The organism is Bacillus sp. FJAT-29937 (assembly GCF_001509555.1).
Taxonomy (GTDB): domain Bacteria; phylum Bacillota; class Bacilli; order Bacillales; family Cytobacillaceae; genus Cytobacillus.
Window position 1 is genome coordinate 32,526 of the sequence record NZ_LMAS01000018.1, and the last position, 22,479, is coordinate 55,004.

Annotated in this window: 25 protein-coding genes; 2 read left to right on the forward strand and 23 right to left on the reverse strand. The window is 39.5% G+C overall.

Features of this window, described 5'->3' with window-relative positions; all coding sequences use genetic code 11:
* Positions 1-115: 115 nt before the first annotated feature.
* From AR328_RS21695 to metG, 14 genes are all read right to left on the reverse strand, one after another.
* Positions 116-1,072 carry a ribose-phosphate diphosphokinase gene (locus AR328_RS21695; RefSeq protein WP_066301962.1) on the reverse strand — a complete coding sequence of 319 codons (957 nt, stop codon included), beginning with the start codon at positions 1,070-1,072 and terminating at the stop codon, positions 116-118.
* Between the two features lie 18 nt (positions 1,073-1,090).
* Positions 1,091-2,464 carry a bifunctional UDP-N-acetylglucosamine diphosphorylase/glucosamine-1-phosphate N-acetyltransferase GlmU gene (gene glmU / locus AR328_RS21700; RefSeq protein WP_066301965.1) on the reverse strand — a complete coding sequence of 458 codons (1,374 nt, stop codon included), beginning with the start codon at positions 2,462-2,464 and terminating at the stop codon, positions 1,091-1,093.
* A 433-nt stretch (positions 2,465-2,897) separates the two neighbouring features.
* Entirely contained in the window at positions 2,898-3,188 is a 291-nt protein-coding gene (gene spoVG, locus AR328_RS21705; protein WP_053479353.1) for a septation regulator SpoVG, read from the reverse strand.
* A gap of 261 nt (positions 3,189-3,449) precedes the next feature.
* On the reverse strand, positions 3,450-3,824 hold the full coding sequence (locus AR328_RS21710) for a RidA family protein (RefSeq protein WP_066301967.1): 375 nt from the start codon (positions 3,822-3,824) through the stop codon (positions 3,450-3,452).
* A 35-nt stretch (positions 3,825-3,859) separates the two neighbouring features.
* Positions 3,860-4,678 (reverse strand): pur operon repressor, encoded by an 819-nt coding sequence (gene purR / locus AR328_RS21715; RefSeq protein WP_066301969.1) that lies wholly within the window; start codon positions 4,676-4,678, stop codon positions 3,860-3,862.
* 55 nt (positions 4,679-4,733) lie between these two features.
* Positions 4,734-5,603 carry a 4-(cytidine 5'-diphospho)-2-C-methyl-D-erythritol kinase gene (gene ispE, locus AR328_RS21720; protein ID WP_066301971.1) on the reverse strand — a complete coding sequence of 290 codons (870 nt, stop codon included), beginning with the start codon at positions 5,601-5,603 and terminating at the stop codon, positions 4,734-4,736.
* A 225-nt stretch (positions 5,604-5,828) separates the two neighbouring features.
* Positions 5,829-6,005: a small, acid-soluble spore protein, alpha/beta type gene (locus tag AR328_RS21725; protein WP_082677350.1), complete on the reverse strand. Its 177-nt coding sequence runs from the start codon at positions 6,003-6,005 to the stop codon at positions 5,829-5,831.
* A gap of 135 nt (positions 6,006-6,140) precedes the next feature.
* Entirely contained in the window at positions 6,141-6,404 is a 264-nt protein-coding gene (gene veg / locus AR328_RS21730) for a biofilm formation stimulator Veg (RefSeq protein ID WP_057776771.1), read from the reverse strand.
* 358 nt (positions 6,405-6,762) lie between these two features.
* On the reverse strand, positions 6,763-7,647 hold the full coding sequence (gene yabG, locus AR328_RS21735) for a sporulation peptidase YabG (RefSeq protein WP_066301979.1): 885 nt from the start codon (positions 7,645-7,647) through the stop codon (positions 6,763-6,765).
* 172 nt (positions 7,648-7,819) lie between these two features.
* Positions 7,820-8,698, reverse strand: a complete 879-nt coding sequence (gene rsmA / locus AR328_RS21740) for a 16S rRNA (adenine(1518)-N(6)/adenine(1519)-N(6))-dimethyltransferase RsmA (protein ID WP_066301982.1) — start codon at positions 8,696-8,698, stop codon at positions 7,820-7,822.
* A complete protein-coding gene (gene rnmV / locus AR328_RS21745) occupies positions 8,691-9,251 on the reverse strand; it encodes a ribonuclease M5 (protein WP_066301985.1) in 561 nt (186 codons plus the stop codon). Before rnmV ends, rsmA begins: the two co-directional genes overlap by 8 nt.
* Positions 9,252-9,471: 220 nt before the next feature.
* A complete protein-coding gene (locus AR328_RS21750) occupies positions 9,472-10,656 on the reverse strand; it encodes a G5 and 3D domain-containing protein (protein ID WP_066301987.1) in 1,185 nt (394 codons plus the stop codon).
* Between the two features lie 262 nt (positions 10,657-10,918).
* A complete protein-coding gene (locus AR328_RS21755) occupies positions 10,919-11,686 on the reverse strand; it encodes a TatD family hydrolase (protein ID WP_066301989.1) in 768 nt (255 codons plus the stop codon).
* A gap of 263 nt (positions 11,687-11,949) precedes the next feature.
* Positions 11,950-13,902 carry a methionine--tRNA ligase gene (gene metG / locus AR328_RS21760; RefSeq protein ID WP_442854478.1) on the reverse strand — a complete coding sequence of 651 codons (1,953 nt, stop codon included), beginning with the start codon at positions 13,900-13,902 and terminating at the stop codon, positions 11,950-11,952.
* Positions 13,903-14,554: 652 nt separating this feature from the next.
* On the opposite strand from metG, the gene AR328_RS21765 reads away from it, so the two are divergent.
* Positions 14,555-14,839: an AbrB/MazE/SpoVT family DNA-binding domain-containing protein gene (locus tag AR328_RS21765; protein ID WP_066301993.1), complete on the forward strand. Its 285-nt coding sequence runs from the start codon at positions 14,555-14,557 to the stop codon at positions 14,837-14,839.
* Between the two features lie 37 nt (positions 14,840-14,876).
* On the opposite strand, the gene rsmI is transcribed toward AR328_RS21765, so the two are convergent.
* From rsmI to AR328_RS21810, 9 genes are all read right to left on the reverse strand, one after another.
* Complete coding sequence (gene rsmI / locus AR328_RS21770) at positions 14,877-15,770, reverse strand: 16S rRNA (cytidine(1402)-2'-O)-methyltransferase (RefSeq protein WP_066301998.1); 894 nt, start codon at positions 15,768-15,770, stop codon at positions 14,877-14,879.
* Positions 15,748-16,032 carry a GIY-YIG nuclease family protein gene (locus tag AR328_RS21775; RefSeq protein ID WP_066302003.1) on the reverse strand — a complete coding sequence of 95 codons (285 nt, stop codon included), beginning with the start codon at positions 16,030-16,032 and terminating at the stop codon, positions 15,748-15,750. The genes rsmI and AR328_RS21775 overlap by 23 nt, the downstream gene beginning before the upstream one ends.
* Positions 16,022-16,762, reverse strand: coding sequence for a tRNA1(Val) (adenine(37)-N6)-methyltransferase (locus AR328_RS21780; protein ID WP_066302008.1), 741 nt, complete (start codon positions 16,760-16,762; stop codon positions 16,022-16,024). The genes AR328_RS21775 and AR328_RS21780 overlap by 11 nt, the downstream gene beginning before the upstream one ends.
* 53 nt (positions 16,763-16,815) lie before the next feature.
* Positions 16,816-17,190, reverse strand: coding sequence for a DNA replication initiation control protein YabA (gene yabA, locus AR328_RS21785; RefSeq protein WP_066302011.1), 375 nt, complete (start codon positions 17,188-17,190; stop codon positions 16,816-16,818).
* A gap of 12 nt (positions 17,191-17,202) precedes the next feature.
* Complete coding sequence (locus AR328_RS21790; protein ID WP_066302014.1) at positions 17,203-18,030, reverse strand: PSP1 domain-containing protein; 828 nt, start codon at positions 18,028-18,030, stop codon at positions 17,203-17,205.
* Positions 18,023-19,030 carry a DNA polymerase III subunit delta' gene (gene holB / locus AR328_RS21795; protein WP_066302017.1) on the reverse strand — a complete coding sequence of 336 codons (1,008 nt, stop codon included), beginning with the start codon at positions 19,028-19,030 and terminating at the stop codon, positions 18,023-18,025. The genes AR328_RS21790 and holB overlap by 8 nt, the downstream gene beginning before the upstream one ends.
* Before the next feature lie 37 nt (positions 19,031-19,067).
* The gene (locus AR328_RS21800) at positions 19,068-19,397 is read right to left on the reverse strand and encodes a cyclic-di-AMP receptor (RefSeq protein ID WP_066302020.1); all 330 of its coding nucleotides are present in this window, start codon (positions 19,395-19,397) and stop codon (positions 19,068-19,070) included.
* A gap of 157 nt (positions 19,398-19,554) precedes the next feature.
* Complete coding sequence (tmk, locus tag AR328_RS21805) at positions 19,555-20,193, reverse strand: dTMP kinase (RefSeq protein WP_066302026.1); 639 nt, start codon at positions 20,191-20,193, stop codon at positions 19,555-19,557.
* A gap of 40 nt (positions 20,194-20,233) precedes the next feature.
* Positions 20,234-21,670 (reverse strand): aminotransferase class I/II-fold pyridoxal phosphate-dependent enzyme, encoded by a 1,437-nt coding sequence (locus tag AR328_RS21810; RefSeq protein WP_066302029.1) that lies wholly within the window; start codon positions 21,668-21,670, stop codon positions 20,234-20,236.
* 227 nt (positions 21,671-21,897) lie between these two features.
* On the opposite strand from AR328_RS21810, the gene AR328_RS21815 reads away from it, so the two are divergent.
* Entirely contained in the window at positions 21,898-22,101 is a 204-nt protein-coding gene (locus AR328_RS21815) for a sigma factor G inhibitor Gin (RefSeq protein WP_066302031.1), read from the forward strand.
* The last annotated feature ends 378 nt before the right edge of the window (positions 22,102-22,479 follow it).

Genomic DNA, 22,479 nt, shown 5'->3' on the forward strand with positions numbered 1-22,479 from the left:
AATGCCCTAAATGGGGGGAGTCTAAACCTTCTAACAATATTTAGTATAACATTGTGGATCAAATAAAGACAGGCATGCTATTTAGCAAGCCTGTCTAATGTTAATAATATTTAAATCAATCAAATAGTGTGCTTACAGATTGCTCCTCATGTACACGGATGATTGCTTCTCCGATAAGAGGCGCAACTGAAAGCTGAACGATCTTCTCTGTCTTCTTTTCTTCTGGTAGGGCAATTGAATTTGTCACAACTAACTCTTTAATAGAGGAGTTTTGGATCCTATCAATAGCGGGACCTGATAATACTGGATGTGTACAACATGCATATACTTCAGACGCACCATGTTCAACTAGTGCATTTGCAGCTAGTGTAATTGTTCCAGCCGTATCAATAATATCATCAATTAAGATCGCTACTTTTCCATCAATATGTCCAACAATATTCATAATTTCCGCTACATTCGGCTTCGGACGGCGCTTATCAATAATAGCAATCGGAGCCTTTAATCGTTCAGCTAGCTTTCTTGCTCTCGTTACACCGCCATGGTCTGGTGATACGATGACAACATCGCTATTCATCGCTTTATCTTTAAAGTATTCAGAAAGAATTGGAACACCCATCAAATGGTCAATTGGAATGTCGAAGAAACCTTGAATTTGCGGAGCGTGTAAGTCAAGTGTAATTACACGTGTTGCACCTGCTGTTTCAAGTAAGTTTGCAACTAGCTTAGCTGTAATTGGTTCACGAGCTCTTGCTTTACGATCTTGACGCGCATATCCATAATAAGGCATAACAATATTAATTGTTTTTGCTGATGCACGTTTTAGGGCATCAATCATAATGAGGAGCTCCATTAAATGTTCATTCACTGGAGAGCTTGTAGATTGAATCACATAAACATCGCATCCACGAATGCTTTCTTCGATATTAATCGTAATTTCTCCATCGCTAAAACGCTGCACTGAACATTTCCCAAGCTCGACTCCGATCACATTAGCAATTTCTTTTGCCAGTTCACGGTTAGAATTAAGACTAAAAACCTTTAAATTTGGATCTAAATATTGATTGGACATGTTAAGCCTCCACCTGAATTATTTCTTGCCATTTAATTTTTCTGCATAATTCTCTTTATTTACTTGACGCGCCCTTGCAATGGATAAAGCCCCTCCAGGAACATCCTCCGTTATCGTTGAACCCGCTGCAACATAGGCGTTTTCCCCAATGGTTACTGGTGCCACGAGATTAGAATTGCAGCCTACGAAAACTCCATCTTCTATCTTTGTTAAGTATTTATTCTTCCCATCGTAATTAACTGTAATCGTTCCGCAGCCAATATTTACATCGCGGCCGACTTCAGCATCCCCTATATAGCTTAGATGAGATGCCTTACTTCCCTCACCGAAAACAGCTTTCTTCACTTCAACAAAGTTTCCAATTTTCACATGCCCATGTATGTCAGATTTCGGACGGATATGGGCAAATGGCCCAATTTGGACATCGGAACCAATTTGACTGTCAAAGGCTGCAGATTGTCTGATTGTCGTATGATCACCAACTGTACAATCTGAAATCTCACTGTGAGGACCAATGACACAATTAGATCCGATCGCTGTTTTGCCAGAAATAATTGTGCCAGGGTATATGACCGTATCCATTCCAATCGAAATATCACAATCAATATACGTATTGGATGGGTCGATGATTGATACGCCATTTCGCATATGGAACTCATTTATTCTCTTTCTCATCAATCGTTCTGCCTCAGAAAGAGCAACCCTGTCATTCACACCAAGAGTCTCCTCAAATTCAGCTGATTGGAAAGCGGCTATAGAAGATCCTTCATTCTTCAAAATCTCAATCACATCCGGCAAATAGTATTCGCCCTGGACATTATCATTACTTACCTGACTTAAGGCTTGAAATAAAGCTTGATTATCAAAGCAATAAGTACCCGTATTAATTTCTTGAATCTTTCGTTCTTCTTCTGTTGCGTCTTTATGCTCAACTATTTTCTCAACATGTCCGCTTTCATTTCGGACGATGCGTCCATAGCCAGCAGGATTGTCGGCCCAAGCAGTCAGTACCGTTGCTTTAGCACCTTTGTCCTCGTGGTGTTTATAAAGGGCCTCCATTGTTTCATGTGTGATGAGCGGAGTATCTCCACAAACGACAATCGTGACGCCTTCTTTTCCATCAAGCATTTCCTTTGCCTGCATGACAGCATGAGCCGTTCCTAGCTGTTCCTTCTGCAGTGCATACTTAATGTGATCACCGAGCTGTGCCTGTACCAATTCTGCCCCATGGCCAATGATTGTTACAATTTCTTCTATATTAAGCTTCGATACTTGATCAACCACATGTTGAACCATCGGCTTTCCACACACAGGATGCAGGACTTTATAAAGCTTAGACTTCATTCTCGTCCCTTGGCCCGCGGCTAAGATGACCGCATAACGATTATACACAGACAGGCCTCCATTTCAAGTGAAATATATAATATCGCCCATTTCTAGAAAAGCGCAAGCGCCTTCGGAACAAATTAAGGCAGCGTGAAGCCCCCAATACTCCTTTATCATTATATTGGTTTACTCACTTATTTACGAATACATTAGATGTTCATTCCATCCGCATTTTTCTTTCTAAAAACCTTTTTGTCCATTTAAAAATATATCTTATTAACGGTCTTATTTCAAGGAATGACAAAAAACTACATATTTTTTACACGATAAATATCGAATGATTTCCATTTGAAGGAAGGTTAGTGGAAGATTGCAGAGCTTTTTCATAGAAATGATAGGTTTGAAATGATGTGAAATGGGGAATTAGGAGAGGGAGGCCACATACAATCAACAACAAAAAAAGAGCCTTACTTATGAAGTAGGCTCTAGTTGTTTATTATTAGGAAGCTCCCGCTTCTTCAAATTCAACTTCTAATTCACCTAAGCGGTGGTATTCTGATAATACAGCCTCTTGGATTTTCCCCCGTGTTCCTGAGTTAATAGGGTGAGCAATATCCCTAAACTCGCCATCCGGAGTACGTTTGCTAGGCATTGCAACAAACAATCCATTATTCCCATCGATTACTCGAATATCGTGAACAACAAATTCATGATCTAAAGTAATAGAGGCAATCGCCCTCATACGGCCATCTGTATTAACGCGGCGCAATCTTACGTCAGTTACTTCCATTCTGTTCACCACCTTTTCTAGAAGATACACATCTTACTCTATTTAATTCCACATATCCTCAGTTTTTCCTGCTTGAATCGAAAAAATTTTTAGAATCTTTTATTCCAAATGATAAAGTTCTATTTAATACCCCATATCCATTATGACTTTTATACTAAAATTTATACAATAAATAACAAAAATATCCGAACTACGAGCTTTGTACCTAAATAAAAAAACAAGCCCGTGAATTTTAGCGGGCTTGTTTTTTTATTTTATCTTCTATTTTACAAGAGCTACTACTTCAATTTCTATTAAAACATCCTTAGGCAAGCGGGCAACTTCCACACAAGAGCGTGCGGGCTTATGAGTATGGAAGTATTCACCGTATACTTCATTAATAGCACCAAATTCGTCCATGTTTTTAATAAATACGGTTGCCTTTACAACTGTTTCTAAAGACGCGCCTGCCTCTTCAAGTACAGCTTGGAGATTTTTGAATACTTGATGAGTTTGAGCGATAACGTCTCCTTCCACAAGGGCCCCCTCAGCCGTTAACGGAATTTGACCTGAGCTGTAAAATAAGTTGTTTACGATGATTCCTTGTGAATACGGACCAATCGCCGCTGGTGCACTTGCAGTTTGAACATATTTCATATTTGTATCCCCCTCAAATATAATTTGATAATCATTTATTTATTAAAATAATTACCTTCATTCACATTGATCTTCTTTTCCTTTTCATCCACATCTGATAGTCGCAGGAGAGATAAATATTCATCCACGAGACGTTCCTCTGCCTTTTCTGCTTCCACTAAAACAGCTATGCCCGCAACATACGCTTTAAATTCCTCTAGCATGCTGACCATTCCATTGATGGTGCCTCCGCCTCTCATGAAGTCATCGACAATAAGCACTCTAGAACCTTCTGCTAAGCTTCTCTTTGAAAGCATCATCGTTGATAATCTGCTGGATGATCCAGATACATAATTAATACTGACCGTTGAGCCTTCTGTAACTTTACTGTCCTTTCTCACTATGACAACAGGGACATTTAAATAATTGGCTACTGCATAAGCTAAAGAAATCCCCTTCGTTGCTACAGTCATGACAACATCAATGGGCGTTGATTCAAAAGCCGAAGCAAATAAACGCCCGACGCGATTTACAATAGAGGGATTTCCTATTATATCAGTCATGTATAAATAACCACCAGGCAGTAACCGATCAGGGCTGGCAATTAACTCACAAAGCTCCGAAATAAATGATTTTGCTTCCTCATTCGAAACTTTAACATGAAATTTCACACCGCCTGCTGCACCCGGAACCGTTTGTAACGTTCCAATTCCCCGTTGTTCAAATGTATCCTTAATGATCGCTAAGTCTTCACTGATGGAGGATTTAGCTGATTTATATCTTTCAGAGAAATAAGTTAATGAAACCAATTGTCTTGGATGTTCTAATAAATAATTCGTCATATCAATTAAACGCTCACTTCGACGAAACTTCATCATAGGACCCCCAAATCCGAATATTCTATTGTTAATATACCATTATCATACGGATTTAATCAAGTCTATGTCGTTCTCCAAGCATTCTTACCGCGAATACCTGATCACAGAATCCTCTCAAACCGTTATAAATTCGCTGCATTCTAGAGTCATGGCGAACAAGTCCGAATACAGTCGGCCCACTGCCGCTCATCAAAACAGCGTCAGCACCAAATCTTCTGATCTGCTCTTTAATTTGGGCTACCTCAGGATGCAGCCGGAAGGTCACGTCCTCCAGCACATTTCCAACTAGGCCGCAAACCTGTCCATAACTTCCAGCTTCTATTGCCTGGATCATTTCTTTTGTTTTCGGGTGGTTCACTCCATCTAATTGAAGTCTGCGATACACATCTGCTGTTGACACCCCGATAAAGGGTTTAGCCAATATGACCCAGCAAGTCGGCGCTGCAGGAAGTTCTTTAATCACTTCTCCTCTTCCAGTTGCAAGGGCCGTTCCTCCGTAAACGCAGAATGAAACATCCGAGCCAATCTCCGCACCAATCACAGCGAGTTCATCTAAACTTAATCCAAGACCCCAAAGCTTATTCAGCCCTCTTAATACAGCAGCAGCATCACTGCTCCCACCGGCAAGCCCAGCAGCGACTGGGATGGCCTTTTCAATCGTAATCGCGACTCCCTTTTTCACCTGAAACCGCTCTTTTAAAAGAAGCGCCGCTTGATAAGCAAGATTTCTCTGATCATCCGGTACAAAACGGTTATGGGATATGATCTTGATGTCCTCTTGCTCTAATAATGTTAATTCAAGGCGATCGGCTAAATCAATGGTTGTCATAATCATCTCAACTTCATGAAAGCCGTCCTCACGTTTATGCAAGACATCCAAAGATAAATTAATTTTAGCCGGTGCCTTTACTAAGATCTTCAATATTTTCACCTACTTTGACAAAACGTCTCCATTTTTTGTCCTATTTTACCACAAAACAACAAAAGTAAGACGTCCTGATTAGACTTTCTTCATAAAAAGTTATTCTTTTTATCAAAATTTCTTTAAAAAAAGTGCCGGAGCATTAGCCCCGGCACATCGCAGTGAATCCATTTCGTTATTAATCACAATCTGTTATATATACAGTTTACGTTAAGCTTCAAAAGATTACCGATTATTCTTTAGGCCTTGCTGCGCAATTTCGACTGCACGTTTAACCATATTTCCAGCATCCTTTGCCGTAATGCCGCCCCAGCCATCCTTTTGCACAACATCGTAAAAGCCAAGTTCCTTTGCTAGCTCCTCTTTAAAGCCTTCCGTCATAATCCCTTTTCGCCTGCCTATGATTAACATCTCCTTTCACACTGCGATAATTATAGTATGAACGTTCCATGTTTAAACATTAGGGTTAAAGCGTTTTTTTTGCAGAAAAACAGCGACAAACATTTGTTCGCCGCTTTGGTGCAAAAAAAATTTATGTTAATTTAAAGCAACTCGTCCTGTTGTATCTTCGTAGAATGTAATTTGAACAGTTTCTGTAAGTACATCTGCGTAGCTGTAGGATACGCGCTCAAACGCATTTTCATCCTGGTCCAGCTCAATCACAAATACAGAAGGGTACGTTTCTGCTAAAACACCTGAACGCTCAATCGTCTTCCTTCTTCCACCGTTAGCCTTGAGTAATAATCTTTTCCCAAGGTTTGAATCAAGAGCTTTTTTGATATCCAATAATGTTTTTGCCATTCGTTCCACCTCACTATGTTAAGTATATCACACTGACACAGTGGAGTCAAATAAAAATATAAATTATAACAGTCTTTAAAAAAGATTGTCAATATATTTTCGTCCACAATTTCTTCTATTTTTCAACATTTTTAGCTTATCCTTCTTCATCTTAGAATATGTATGCTATTTTCAAAGAAATATGCCAACTTTTTCTATAAAAATCCTGCATGCAACCTAGAATGTATAAATGTCGTTGGCTTCATTTCTCTGCGCTGGTTATTACTTCGTACATAAAGGACAAGTTCTGCTGAAACCAACGACAATTAATTTCCACACAGAAAAAAACAAACCGCCCCAATTAAGAACGGTTTATCAATTAAGACTCATGATGATGTTCACTATTAAATGGCATGCCTGTTCTCAAAACTCCCTTTGTTTCGATTCCGCCTAGGCCCTTTTCTCCTGTTAGGGTATTGCGCAAAACATCCCATACATTTATTCGCTCCATAAAAGGGGTAAAACTGATTTTTGCCACAATATACACCGGGTCTAGTGCATGAATATTCACTCTGTATGGGGAGCTGGCAAAATTAGCGCCTGCGTGAATGATGGATTCAAAATGGGATTGGCATGCGCCTGCAAAAATGACTAGCTGATCTAAATGCGGGACTTTCTTTCTTGCTTCTCTAACTGTTTGTGCAAATTGTTTAGAATGGCGATAAGCATTAATATCTGTCTTCTTCCCCTTTGCCTTTGAATAGGCATCGTGGCCGGTGATCACAAGAATATCTGGTCTATAGTAATCTATTAGCTGCCCAATCTTCAGCGGCATCTCCTTTTCATTGCAATGTATGCCAGTCACTGGAACACCTATTTTTTCATATAAATTTAAGCATTTTTCTAAATAAGCCGGATCCCCATCAAGATGGAGGACTCTTCCAGGCATTTGAAAGTAGCTCAATGATTTGCTGTAGCCGTCTGTTGCTTCATACTCTTGTCTTTGCTTGATCAGCTCGACATCCTGACGGAATAGCTGGAGAGACTGCTCTTCCATGGAATGATACTCTTCAGCCATCTTTGCCCTTGTCGATGGACTAATCGTAATTAAATCCTCAATAGGCGCGTCTGCAATTAGCCGAATGTCTTCCCCATAAAGGATGGCATGTTTCTGCCCATTCTGTTCTCGAAAATCGATGACCCGAAACAGAATATCACAATGGTATGAAACCCTCCCGACAATATCCATAATATTTATGTTCAACTAAAGTCACTCCAATTAGCCCCATCAAGCCTCATATGGCACCCTAAAACTGCCAATGCATGGAGGCCTTCTAAAGAATATAGTCTAGTTCTCTCATAAATTATGCATCCGTCTAAAAACATGTGCTTTAATAAAACCCTTTTCTGCACAAAAGACCCGCCAATGGCGAGTCTTAAGAAAATATGGCAGCTAAATGGTCACTTAACCGGGCAAACTCCTCAATGGATAACGTTTCCCCTCTACGGCCAGGTTCAATTTCTGCTTGCTCTAATGCAGCAAGAATGTCTTCCTTCTTTTGTTTCCCATCCGGCAAATAGCTTGTTAAGTTATTTAATAAGGTTTTTCGCCTTTGCGCAAAGCTTGCCCTAATAATTTGAAAAAAGAATTCCTCATTCTGGACGGAAACAGCCGGTTCCTTCCGTTTCGTTAAACGAATAACAGCCGAATCGACATTCGGCTGGGGAATAAATACGGTTTTCGGAACAATCATAACCGTCTCAGCCTCTGTATAGTATTGAATCGCGATGGAAAGGGATCCGTAATCTTTTGTACCCGGCTTAGCAGAAATTCGGTCTGCCACCTCTTTTTGAAGCATACAAACAATTCCCCTGATTGGCAGCTTGTCTTCAAGCAGCTTCATAATAATCGGCGTTGTCACGTAATAGGGAAGATTAGCAACAACCATGATATCATCCATTCCCGCTAATTCTGATTCAATCATTCCTCTTACATCCGCTTTCAGTACATCCTCATGAATGATCTTTGTATTCGAATAAGGGGAAAGGGTGTCTTGTAAAATCGGCAATAGCCGCTGATCAATTTCAAAAGCCACTACCTTTTTGCTTCTTTTCGCCAGCTGCTCTGTTAAAGCACCAATCCCAGGGCCAATTTCAATCGCTGCCGATTCTTCTGTTAACTCGGCATGATCGACAATTCTTCTGAGAATATTCGTATCAATTAAAAAATTTTGTCCTAAGCTCTTTTTAAAGGAAAACCCGTATTTTTCAAGGATAGCACGGGTTCTTACCGGGGTTGCTATATCTTTATGCATGTTCTTCCTCCTGAAGGATCGCCTGAATAGCCGCCGCAAACTCTTCTTTGCTAATTTGGAACATCATCAAACTTTTATGCAGCTGCTTTCCATTTGTAAATCCAATTTTTAAAAGCCTTCCTAGCTTCTCTCTTCTTTCTCTTGCTCCGGTGCCGCCAATTAGGCCAGCAGCAAGCAAGTCCTCTTGAGTGATGACTTCCTTCACCTCTTCATGCATGAGGTGGGCCTCGCGAAGAGCCTGCCGTATCATCTCAGGGGAAGCGTGTTCGACACCAACACCCTTCCCGTATTTATGTAAAGCATCCTTTTTTTCTATAAATGCATGCTTGCAGCCAGGTACATGCTCTTTGATTGTATGACGGATTTTCTTCCCCGGATAATCTGGATCAGTAAATACAATGACCCCTCTTGTCTTTTGGGCAAGCTTTATTTTTTCTAATGTTTCTTGATTGATGGCAGAGCCATTTGTTTCAATTGTATCCGCATCGAGTGCGTTTTTAATCGCAGTCGTATCATCCTTCCCTTCGACCACGATGATTTCTTTTATTTTCATAAACCCTCCTGTTATCTGGTTCCACATTTCATTTAGAGACATTTAGAGACATTTAAAATAAAAATAAAATATTTGAGAAAAAGTTGAAACATTTTTGTAACCTTATACGTCTGTATATATGATTGGTTAAATAACGATTTTAATTATATATGAAAAGTCGAAAGAAAGAAAAAAAGAAAAAATGCAGAGGATTTAGGGGTCCCCTGCACTTTGAAAAAATTTAATTTAAGATTCTAATTTTCACTGTTTTGCGTCCCCAGCGATAAGCTTCTCCCTTAGTAGCAAAAAACACATCGATTTTGTTTCCTTTAATAGCAGAGCCGGTATCCGCAGCAATCGCATACCCGTAGCCCTCTACATAAACTTTCGTGCCTAAAGGGATGACTCTAGGATCTACTGCAATCACCTTCGCATCGGGATTAGCACGCAGATTAATGCCTGTCGCGGTTTTGCCTGAACAGCCGTTACAATGAGCTGTATATGCCGTTGAGGACACATAGATTTCCGTCCCGCCTGTTTCGCCGCGGGATGCAACCCTATTAACAGCTAAAGGCTTCGTTCCAACAGCAACCACTTTATCTTGTTTTTCCTGAACGGTTTTCTCGTTTAATAATGTTCTTGAAACTTCCTTGCCGTTTTCTAATACAACTTCATATTCCTTCGTTAATAAGCCCTCTTTGCCTTGATTAACGATCTTTTCGGAACCTTTAGCCAGGCTGCTGTCCTTCTTTGTTACAACAGCAAATTTAATTGGTTCTTCCACAACATCGGTGACTTTTTCTACTCGAATGATTTGGATTTTGTCGTCTTTTTTGACAACTGTATCCGCTCCGGGTGCAATACGATCTAGTTCGTTTAGCGAAATCCCCTGCTGTGATAAAAAGTCAGCGACCGTAGTCGAAGTTGACCAAACCTGTTGCTCTTTCCCGCCATCCGACAATGTTAAAGCAAAAGCTTTATTGACAACTATTTCAAGTTTATTTTTTATTTGCTCTTCGAGATTTGGCTGAACCTTATCATGATCAGTTATCGTAATCTCCTGTTCTTTCAAAAGCTCTTCTACTGTTTTGGACACTGTCCAAATCGTTTTCTTCTCGTTGTCTTTCACAATGTGAACCTGTTTTGCCGGCTCCCAAACAATCTCTAAATTGTCCTTCACCTTCGTGTCAAGAGATACCGACACATAATCCTCTTTTCGTAAAGAAATGTCTAAATCATTAAAAAGCTCTTGAATCGTTCCCGCATGTGTTTTAATGACCTTTTCCTGACCGTCTAATGTCATTGCCACCGTTTTCTTTGTTGATTCGAATATAAAGAAGCCTAGAGCAGCTGCAAAAACTATGAAACTAGTAGTAATAATGACAATTCTCTTCTTACTCAAAGACTCGGAAAACAGGTTTTTCATGTTTTGAAATACGATGAAAAACGCCTCCTTTTCTCTCGGAGTGATTATATAGACTATCTTACAGTTTTGTCAACTCTCTCTCACTTTCCTTTTTTTAGCACCGCCCTCTCCTAAACGTATTTCCTATTATGCAAAATCTTTTTGTGAAAGGAAAGAGAGACTTATCGACATGGTTATCCTATGATGGGACAAGGAAATGTAGAACTTTTTAGAACTAGGAAAAAATAGGACAAGTACCCTAGAAAATCGACAAAATTCTTTATCAAATTATGCCGAATATTCTTTTGGCATTCTCGGTTGTTATTCTTGCGACTTCTTCAACTGGGATCTTTTTTATTTCTGCAATTTGTTCTGCTACTAGTTTCACATAGCTAGGCTCATTCCGCTTCCCGCGATAAGGATGAGGGGCTAAATATGGGCAGTCTGTCTCGATTAATAGCTTGTCCATTGGGATAACTTCCGCTACTTCCTTCGGTTTCTTCGCGTTTTTAAAGGTGACAGGTCCGCCAAGTGAAATATAGAAATTCATCTCTACACATTCCTTGGCCGTTTCTGGGCTGCCGCTGAAGCAATGCATGATCCCGCCGACTTCACTTGCTCCCTCTTCCTTCAAAATAGCTACGATATCTGCTGTTGCATCCCGATTATGAATGACAATTGGCAGCTTTACCTTTTTCGCCAGTTGAATTTGTTTTCTAAATACTTCCTTCTGAATTTCCTTTGGAGACTTGTCCCAATGATAATCAAGCCCCATTTCGCCAAGTGCTACAACCTTCGGGTGACTTGAGAGCTCCTCAATCCATTGGAGATCCTCGTCAGTCATATCGATGGCATCAACCGGGTGCCAGCCAATACTTGCGTAAATAAATTCATATTGCTCTGTCAGTTCCATTGCCTTTTCAATGGTTGGACGGTCAAAGCCAACAACAACCATACGGAATACTCCTTCTTCCAATGCTCTGTCAATAACCTCTCTTAGATCATCATTATATTGTTCGGCATTTAAATGTGCGTGGGTGTCGAAAAACATCAAAAATTCCCCTCTTTACATAAATTATATTTTGGTAACATTTCTTTCATATATGTAACAATTGATACAATCAGTGGGTAACTTTCCAAATATAGCATTGCCTTACTTTATTCATTATTGAAAAATAACAAATTCCATACTTTCACGTTCATATCATTGATATTATCGTTAATCTTGTGAGAAATTATTATTTTATAAAAGAAAAACATAGAAATGTTTGACGTTTAATGTTACACGTGAAACATTTCTATGTTATAAATCATTTATTTCACCCTAGCCCCTAATGGAAGCGATTCAGCTATGGTTGCTAGTGATAGTTCTCCGTCCTTGCTTCCGGCAAGGATCATTCCTTCTGAAAGCTCTCCACGAAGTTTAACAGGCTTTAAATTCGTTACGCAAATAAGTTTCCTGCCGATAAGGTCCTCTGGTTTGTAAAATTGAGCAATTCCAGAAACGACTTGCCGCTTTTCATAACCTAAATCTAACTGAAGCTTAAGGAGTTTATCTGCCTTTTTTACTGGTTCTGCATGAATAACCTGTGCTACCCGCAGATCAACCTTCATAAAGTCATCAATGGTGATTTCCTCACTGTCAGGCTTTTCCTCTTGTTTCACTTCATCCACTTTTGGTGTTGAACCCTGCATTTTTGTTTTGATATACTCTACCTCTTCATTTAAATCAAGACGAGGGAAAATAGGATCGCCTTTGGCGATTTTTGTCCCTTCCGGAATTAAACCAAATCCTTCTAAACTCTCCCAAGCCGTTAAGCTGTCTTCATTTACATTCAGCTGCGCAAAGATTTCCTTTGGCGCTCTTGTTAAAAACGGCTGGATGAGAATAGCGATTCTTCTTAACGATTCTGCTAAATGTGCCATTACACTTTCAAGTTCAGCAGTCTTTGCCTCATCCTTTGCCAGTGACCATGGCTGTGTTTCATCGATATATTTATTCGATTTGGCCACTAATTGCCAAATGGTCGATAAAGCTACGGAAAACTCCATATTTTCCATTGCCTCTTCATATTTCTGAACCGTTTCCTTATTTGCTTGAAGCAAGGACTGATCATACTCACTATTTGAGCCAGTATATTTTGGAATTACCCCGCCAAAATACTTATCTACCATTGCCAGCGTCCGATTTAACAAGTTTCCTAAATCATTCGCAAGATCAAAATTAATTCTTTCTACGAAGCCTTCCGGTGTAAACACACCGTCCGATCCAAATGGAACTTCACGCAATAAATAATAACGCAATGCATCTAAACCATAACGGTCAATTAAGGTGACAGGGTCCACGACATTTCCTTTAGATTTGGACATTTTGCCATCCTTCATTAATAACCAGCCATGGGCAAACACTTTTTTAGGCAGGGGCAAATCTAAAGCCATCAGCATGATTGGCCAATAAATCGTATGGAAACGAACAATTTCCTTTCCTACCAAATGCACGTCTGCCGGCCAGTAGTTTTCGTATTTGGATGGATCCTTTGTTCCGTAGCCTAAAGCTGTAATATAGTTCGATAAAGCATCAATCCACACATAAATGACATGCTTCGGATTGCCAGGAACTTCAATTCCCCAATTAAAGGTTGTTCTAGAAACCGCAAGATCTTCTAAGCCTGGCTTAATGAAGTTGTTAATCATCTCATTTTTACGCGATTCCGGCTGAATAAACGAAGGATTCTCTTCGTAATATTGCAGCAATCTGTCTGCATATTTACTTACCTTAAAGAAGTAGGATTCTTCCTTTACTTTGTTAACGGGTCTTCCGCAGTCCGGACAGTTCCCGTCTTTCAGCTGGCGCTCTGTGAAATACGATTCACATGGCGTACAATACCATCCTTCATATTCCCCAAGATAAATATCTCCTTGCTCTAATAATTGAGCAAAGATTTTTTGAACAACCTCTTTATGGCGATCCTGTGTTGTGCGAATGAAATCATCATAGGAAATATCAAGCTTTTTCCAAAGCACCTGAATTCCTTCGACAATTTCATCTACATAGCTTTGGGGTGTAACTCCACTTTCCTCCGCTTTTTCCTGGATCTTTTGACCATGCTCATCCGTACCTGTCAAATACATGACATCAAATCCGCGCAAACGCTTGTAGCGAGCCATTGCATCGCCAGCTACCGTTGTATAGGCGTGGCCTATATGTAAATTTCCGCTTGGATAATAAATTGGTGTAGTAAGATAAAACGTCTTTTTACCTCCCACAATATCCCCTCCTCTTTAGCTAAAAAAATCCCGACCTTACAATGGACGAGATTAAACTGAAATACGTGCCAAATATAGGCTTCTTATCATAATTAGAACCTATGTGGGCAAACCGACTCATTAAGTCAGCATAACCTCTTATACCATCAAAATATACCTAATATTTAGTATTTGTGCAACAAATATAGAATGACTGAAGGCCTAAAATTGTGTGACACCGCTTATTTGATTTAACTGAAATGAATTCGCTGGCTTGTTTGCAATTGTGCATGGACTTTTTTGACAAGGGCCTCAATTTATTTGCGAAACCTTTATCCCTATAAAAGTAAATTCCTTCTCGTATTTTATTATGTTAAATGGTGTGAGTCCTGTTGATATTTGTCGAATATTATTTTTTTGATAATAATAATATTTTATATCCAAAAGGTTCAAATTTTCACCAAACGAACATGGAAATTCGTTTTAATTTCAGCAAACCTTGATGTTATCACCTTTGTAGGATTAGGTAAAAACTTCTAATTAAATTAAAAATAAAGTAATTGACGTATTTGGGAAACGCTGGTATTATTGAATTAATAAAGATTTTGTCGAATATTGGCGAAAGTACAATTATAGAAATATATATTTTAAGATTTGGGAGGAGAATTTTAATATGAAATCTACAGGTATTGTTCGTAAAGTTGATGAACTTGGTCGCGTGGTTATTCCTATCGAATTAAGACGTACATTGGATATTGCTGAAAAGGATGCTTTAGAAATCTACGTAGATGACGATCGCATCATCCTTAAGAAATACAAGCCAAACATGACTTGCCTAGTAACTGGGGAAGTTTCTGACGATAACATCCAATTAGCTAATGGCAAGCTAATTGTTAGCCGTGAAGGTGCAGAACAATTATTAAGTGAAATTCAAAACCGATTTGAACTTGTAAAATAATAGAAAGAAGCTTCTCTGCGCAGAGAAGCTTCTTTTTTTACTCTTCGTTCTCATTTGATTTAACATGAAAGGCATGGTAAACCTCTTTCTTATTCATGCCTCGGTCGGCTGCTGTTTGCTTAATCGCTTCTTTACTATTCATTCCGCTATCATTCATATAATGTTCCACATGAGCCTCAATGGATAAATCCTCCCACCAAATCTCTCCCTCTTCTTGCTCTTTCTCTGATGAACCTTCAAGAATCAGAACAAATTCTCCTCTAATTTCTTCAGATGTTGCCCATTCTAAAGCCTCTTTCACGGTCCCGCGAATAAACTCCTCAAACTTTTTTGTCAATTCGCGGCAAAGAACGATCTTTCTATTCCCCATTTGTTCTTCAATAAGTGTAAGGGTTTCTTTCAAACGATGTGGGGCTTCGTATAGAATCGTAGTGGCGGTAATTTTTGAAAGCTCCTCAAGCTCTTTTCTTTTCGTTTTCTTTTTCCGCTCTAAAAATCCATAGAAATAGAAGGGCTGCGGGTTAAGTCCTGATGCAATAAGTGCAGTTAAAGCCGCATTCGCACCTGGAAGCGGAACAACTGTCAATTTCTCCGCCACTGCAGCAGTGACCAGCTCATACCCTGGGTCAGAAATCGTTGGCATTCCAGCATCACTCACAAGCGCAATCTTCGCTCCACCTGCCAATTTTTCTAATAATTTCTCTCCACTCACCGCTTTATTATGTTCATGATAGCTAATGATCGGGGTATCTATTTCAAAATAATTGCATAGCTTCTTCGTATTTCTTGTATCCTCAGCCGCAATAAAGTCTGCTTCCTTCATTATACGTATCGCCCGAAAGCTCATATCCTCTAAATTCCCAATAGGGGTCGGCACTAAATACAAAATTCCCTTACTGTCTTCCTTATCAAAGCTTTTTTGCTGCCACATATGTACCACCTGTCTCATTAATGAGGTATTCTTCTTTCTTTTTTCTCGGCCATTGCTTAAATTCATATTCTGCCTTTAAGGCATCACTTTTATTATCGTACGCTTTTGAGAATACAAGCCTGACCGGTCCTCTCCCCCTTGTATACTTTGCCCCTTTTCCTTCATTGTGAAGCATGATCCGCTTTTCTAGATTATTCGTATAGCCTGCATACAACGAATGATCCCTGCACTGCAGCACATAGAAAAGGTGATTATTCTCCATATAAAATCTTCCTTATTTCAGGGGTGTATTCATTATTATCCTGGTAGACAATTAAAGGGGGCAGGATTTTTAAATCGGGACTGCCGTATTTAGTTGCTTCTATTAATAATGTATTTGCTTCCTTCCCTTGCTTCGGATAAACAAATTGGACTTTCTTTGGCTCCAATTTATATTTTCGCATCAGTGTCACAATATCTAAGAGCCTTCCTGGCCGATGGACAAACGCTACCTTTCCGCCCTGCTTAACTAAATCGCTTGAAGCCTTTATCGAATCCTCCAGTGTACAGAGAATTTCATGGCGGGCAATGGCTAAATGCTCGTTCTCATTAATTTCTTCCGATGAGGGAGTCGGAAAGTAAGGCGGGTTACAAGTAACAACATCAAACTTTCCAAAGCCAAGCTCCTTTGTGATCTCCTTAATATCCCCGTGTATCATCTGAAGCCGATCTTCCAATTGATTATATTCGATGCTTCTCTTTGCCATATCAAAAAGCCGTTCCTGAATTTCAACCCCTACAATAGAGCCTTTTGATCTCATGCTCAAAAATAACGGAATCACACCATTCCCACTGCATAGATCGATTAATCGGCCCTTTTGAATCGGCACATGAACAAACCTGGCAAGCAAAACGGCGTCAAGTGAAAAGGAGAACACAGTCGGGCTTTGAATAATACGCAGATTCTCCGCAAGCAAATAATCTAAACGCTCGTCCCCTTTTAATATATCCATTTTCTTTCCTCCATGTGAAAAATAGCCTTCCCTTTAAGAGGAAGGCCAAAAAATTACTTCTTATTAAGAAAAGACAAGCAAAACAGGCAATCTCCCTCTTTTCGCGGGCTTCCAAAATGGAGGTTACATATGTGAAAACCCTCTTGATAAAGACGGGCAAGATTATCATAGCCTTCTCCAATATCAGCTGTTCTATAATCAGCGGAATCCACCGACGAGGCGGCTGTCGACCCCTTTTTTACTGTCGTCTTTTCTTGATCTGTCGTTAATTCCAAACGGCGTCTTAAATGCTCGTTTTCCAGCTTTAAAGCATTATTCTCTTCTAGTATTTCTGCCAAATGCTGCTTTAACTCACCTAGCTGTTGATATAACTGTCCAATTTGGGCTTCCATATTACTTACTGAATCAAAAATTTCTTTTTTATCCACGTTTCCACCTCATTAATCTGTGGATTGAACTGATACAGCACCCTGTTTTACTAATTCTTCTAAAGTATATTCAAGTACGCGTTCAGCAGCCGTTACATCCACTTGCAGCACCCGTTCTAAAATATTTAACCCTACTACTTTGCCAGGACCTTCTGGTGTCTGGATCCATTCACCAAGGTCAGGCAGCTGGGCTTTTGCTTCTTCATATTCATCATTTTCATATTTCAAACAGCACATCAGGCGTCCGCATAAGCCAGATATTTTTGTTGGGTTCAGGGAGAGATTCTGGTCCTTTGCCATCTTAATGGACACTGGATCGAAGTCGCCTAGAAAAGTAGAACAGCATAGCATTCTTCCACAAGGGCCAATGCCGCCTAGCATTTTTGCTTCATCCCTCACACCTATTTGACGCAATTCTATTCTTGTACGGAAAATCGCTGCAAGATCCTTAACGAGCTCCCGGAAGTCTACTCTTCCATCAGCCGTAAAGTAAAAGATGACTTTATTTCGGTCAAATGTATATTCAACATCAACTAGTTTCATATCTAAATGATGAGTACTAACTTTTTCACTGCAAACCTCATAAGCTTCTTTCGCAGCCTGCTTATTTTCTTCGACAATCATTTTATCCTTTTGATCCGCGATGCGCAGAACCTTTTTTAAGGGCAGAACGACATCATGCTCATCCACTTTTTTCGGTGGAACAACAACCTTGCCATATTCCACACCACGGACTGTTTCCACAATGACAAAGTCATCCCTCTCTATCTCTAGCCCGCCGGGATCAAAATAATATATCTTGCCCGCTTTTTTAAAGCGGACTCCTACTACATCATACAAATGAAGACCCCTCCTGCAATTTCAACACAAGCTGTTCCATTAACAGCTGCGGATTCATATTTGCATGCAATTTCCTCTTTGCTTCCAAAATAGCTGTCATCTGCTCCGATACTTGTCTGCTAGAGGATTGCAACGCAAACTGTTCTAACCGTGCTTTCTCATTTAGATAAACAATTTGACCTTCCTTGCCGAGCTGTATATATAATAAATCCTTAAAGATTAGAAGTAATAAATCAAGACCTATATCTAACTGTTCTTTCTCTTTAAAATGCTTAAACCAATCATCCTGAAGAGCCACCATCGCCTCTAAAGGACTTTTCTTAAGCACTTCATATAATTTTAACACTATTTTTTGTGCTTGTACAAACCAATCATCCTGACTATACTCAATTGCCTCATCTATATTATTGGTAAGTTGGGCAATTAATGGAGCCGTTTGCGCCGATACCCCATTTAGTTTAAGACTTTCAATCATTTTTTCAGGTGATAACGTCTGAAATGAAATAGTTTGACAGCGAGAAAGAATAGTAGGGAGTATTTTCTGTGCCTGCTCTGTCATCAGAATCGCCATTGTATGAGGATGTGGTTCTTCAAGAAACTTAAGTAAGCTGTTGGCAGCATTTACAGTCATTCGATCAGCATGAACAATCATATATAATTTTTTCCTGGATTCCACACCTGTTTTCGAAAATTCCTCTTGAAGAGACTGAATTTGAGCCTTCTTTATGGACAGTCCATCTGGTTCAACAAAATGAACATCAGGATGATTCCCATTATTAATTCTTTTGCAGTTTACACAAGCCTCACAAGGCATATAGCATTGAATGGGTGAGTGGCAAAAAACACTTTTGGCTAAAAGACTTCCGGCATCCCGTTTGCCAGTTCCTTTCATTCCTTCAAACAAATAAGCGTGGGCAAGCCTATCCTTCAAGATGCTATTTTTAAACATTTTCAAAACAACAGGCTGCATGCTTTCTAGGTCTTCCCACGTTTTGACCACTGTCATCACCACTTTAATTCTTTATAATAAAATTCTATTAAAACTGCTGGAAATTTTCAATTGGCAGTACAAAGACGGTTGCTCCGCCGACCTCGACCTCAACTGGATAGGGAACATATGAATCAGCATTTCCTCCCATGGGAGAGATAGGGGCCACTAGCTGGTCTCTCGATTTGCAATTTTCCTTAATAATTTGCAGTGCCCTGTCAACACGAATATCCTCTGTTCCAATCATAAAGGTTGTATTCCCTGATTTTAGAAAGCCGCCAGTACTCGCAAGTTTTGTTGCCCGGAAATTATTATTTACCAATGCATTCATTAATTTATTGCTGTCTTGATCTTGAATAACCGCTAATATTAGTTTCATTCTCTCATCCCCTTTCATTTGTTCCACTTTTCTAAAATTACCTTACTACATTCATTATAGCAATTTTTTAACGAACTAACATGCTTTATCCATCATGACTAAATTCTTGGGTGCAAAAAAGAGGGTGATACGCATATAAATAGTCACCCTCCTCCATTTATTCTTCCTGATGGATTATCTCTTTTATCTTTTCTTCAGCTGCCTTATAAACTTCTTCTATTGATTGAGACGCATCTATCTTATAAATCCGTTCAGGATGACCTTCTATTAGCTTATAGTAACCTTCGCGTACATTGTGGTGAAATTCTACATTTTCAAGATCAAGACGATTGACTTCCCGGTCCTTGTGCCGGTTGATTCTTTCAAGACCTGCCTCTGGTTCAATATCAAAATAGAACGTCGCTTGGGGCATCATTCCCTCAATGGCGAATTGATTAATAGAAAACACTTCATCCATTCCTAATCCTCTCGCATAGCCTTGATAAGCTAGGGAGCTATCAATAAATCGATCGCATAAAACAACATAACCTTTTTCAAGAGCTGGCATGACTTTTTCAACAAGATGCTGCCTTCGTGCCGCCGCATACAATAAGGCCTCGGTTCGGGGGTCCATTTTTGTATTGTTCTTGTCCAGAATGACATTTCGAATTTGCTCAGCAATATCAATTCCACCCGGCTCTCTCGTTTGCATAACCTGATAGCCTTCTGCTTCTAGTCTTGAGCCAAGCATGTTAATGATGGTTGTTTTCCCAGCCCCATCAGGACCCTCCATCGTTATAAAAATACCTTTTTTCAAATCGCTAACCTCCAAGATGATTCAATCATAATATATTAAATTATTTGGGAAATATGTCTATTCTTCCAGATTTTAAACTGTCTCCGCCTTGAAATCTGGCGCCTGTTTTCAGCAGTAATTTAATAAAATCGATATCTTCCGTTCGAATTTTTTCCCCAGGAAATAATAATGGGATACCCGGAGGATAAGGAATAAGCAATTGTGCACTTATTTGACCGACTGCTTCTTCCAAGGGGATGGATTGGCTTGTTATGCTTCTCATCTCCTCCACACTTAAGCTCAGCTTTGAAATTCCCGGTTTGTCAATGCTGTTTACTATCTTGCTCCTCCGCGTATTTGGGATCGGTTGAAGAGCTGTCTCAAAACGCTTAATTATCTCTTCGATAGAAAAATCCATATCTTTTTTTAATAAAGGAAAAACAAGCAGTACATTATAGGGGTCAGCCATTTCAGCAAAGATTCCTATGCCCTCGAGCAAGCTCTGCAAATCATATCCACTCAATGATGTGGTGGATTGAATCGTTATTTTGAGCGGATCCCCTTTGCCATTTTGGTAATCCAGTACTTGAATGCCCCTTATTTGCTGCAATTTCTTTCTAAATTCAGCTATCTTTAGAAGAAGATCACTTGCATCCTCATTTGAATAAGCAGCCAAATAGTGCCTCGCCATATCTAATGACGCCATAATGGGATAGGAGGGGCTGCTGGATTGCAGGATTTGAAGATAGTCACTGACTCTTCTTTCTGAAAGAATTTCACTATTAAAATGAAGATAGGCTCCCATTGTCATAGCAGGAAGTGTTTTATGAGCTGACTGAACAACTATATCAGCCCTTAATTGCACAGCTGACCGTGGGAATATTTCGTTTCCTGCAAAATGAGCACCATGTGCCTCATCAATTAAAACGGGAATCCCTTTAGTATGAGAATACTGAATGATTTCCTCTATATCATTAACCATCCCATAGTAATTGGGATATGTAAGAATAATGGCCTTTGCATCAGGATACTCATCCATAGCCAATTTCACAGTTTGAAGAGATATCCCACCTGCGACACCCCATTCCTCATCGAAATCCGGACCTAGAAAAACAGGATGGGCCTTTGCAAGCTGTACTCCATTTAAAACCGACTTGTGGCAATTTCTTTGGACAAGCACAGTATCATCTTCTGCAATTGCGGCCATGATCATCGCCAAATTTCCAACAGTTGAGCCATTCACTAAGAAAAAACTTCTTTTTGTGCCATGGAAGTGGGACAGCAGGTCTTCAGCTTCTAAAATAATCCCTTCTGGAGAATGAAGATCATCCAGTCCATTAAGCTCTGTTGCATCGAGCTTTAATAATTCCTGAAAATAACCCTTCACTCCATCAGGAAGAAGGCCTCCATATTTATGTCCAGGAACATGAAAGGAGACAGGGCTGCGTTCGATATGAGCTTTTAAAGCGTCAAATATAGGCATTTTATTTTGATTCATCTATAATCACCAAATATATTGTTCATCATCCCATCTATTTTACCAAATAGAAGTGAACTGCGATACTTTCTAATACAAAAGCCAATGGGAAAGAATTGAATAAGACATACAACCAAATTCATCTTTTATCATACATTAGTAATCAAGTAATCTTTTTAATTGAATTTTCAAAGGATTGTATACAACATGGTAAATTAGGACAGAATTGGTGTATGGAGGTGGAGTTATTGAGTTCGCTATTAGCAAAGAAGCATATAGGGGAAAAGTGTGTCATTTGCGAGCAAACAAAATTAAGAGGCATACATCTATACACTTCTTTTATCTGTACAGATTGCGAAAGTGATTTAATTGCTACAGATACAAGCAATCCAAAATATAAGTATTATTTAAAACAGCTGAAAAAAATCACAAATCCAGAATTACTTTCTTAATGTGGGCTCCATTTGGGGCTTTTTATTTTTGCTTTGGTTAATTTTGTAGAAATGGATAGTTGAGGGGATTTGTGCGGACACTGAATCCGTTATTTTCATTAAATGATCTATTTTAGAGGCTATACGGACACAGGGTTCGCTATTATCAAAAAACACAAGGAAATCACTGAAAATAAATGAATTAGCGGAAGCTGTGTCCTCAAACATTAACATTTACCCCATTTTTGTACTATTAACGTACCTGGTGTCCGCCAAACAAAAATAAAAAATGGCCAAACAAAAAAAGAACAGCCATTACAGCTGTTCTTTCTTTTGCCTAGCGACGTCCTACTCTCACAAGGGGACAGCCCCTAACTACCATCGGCGCTGAAAAGCTTA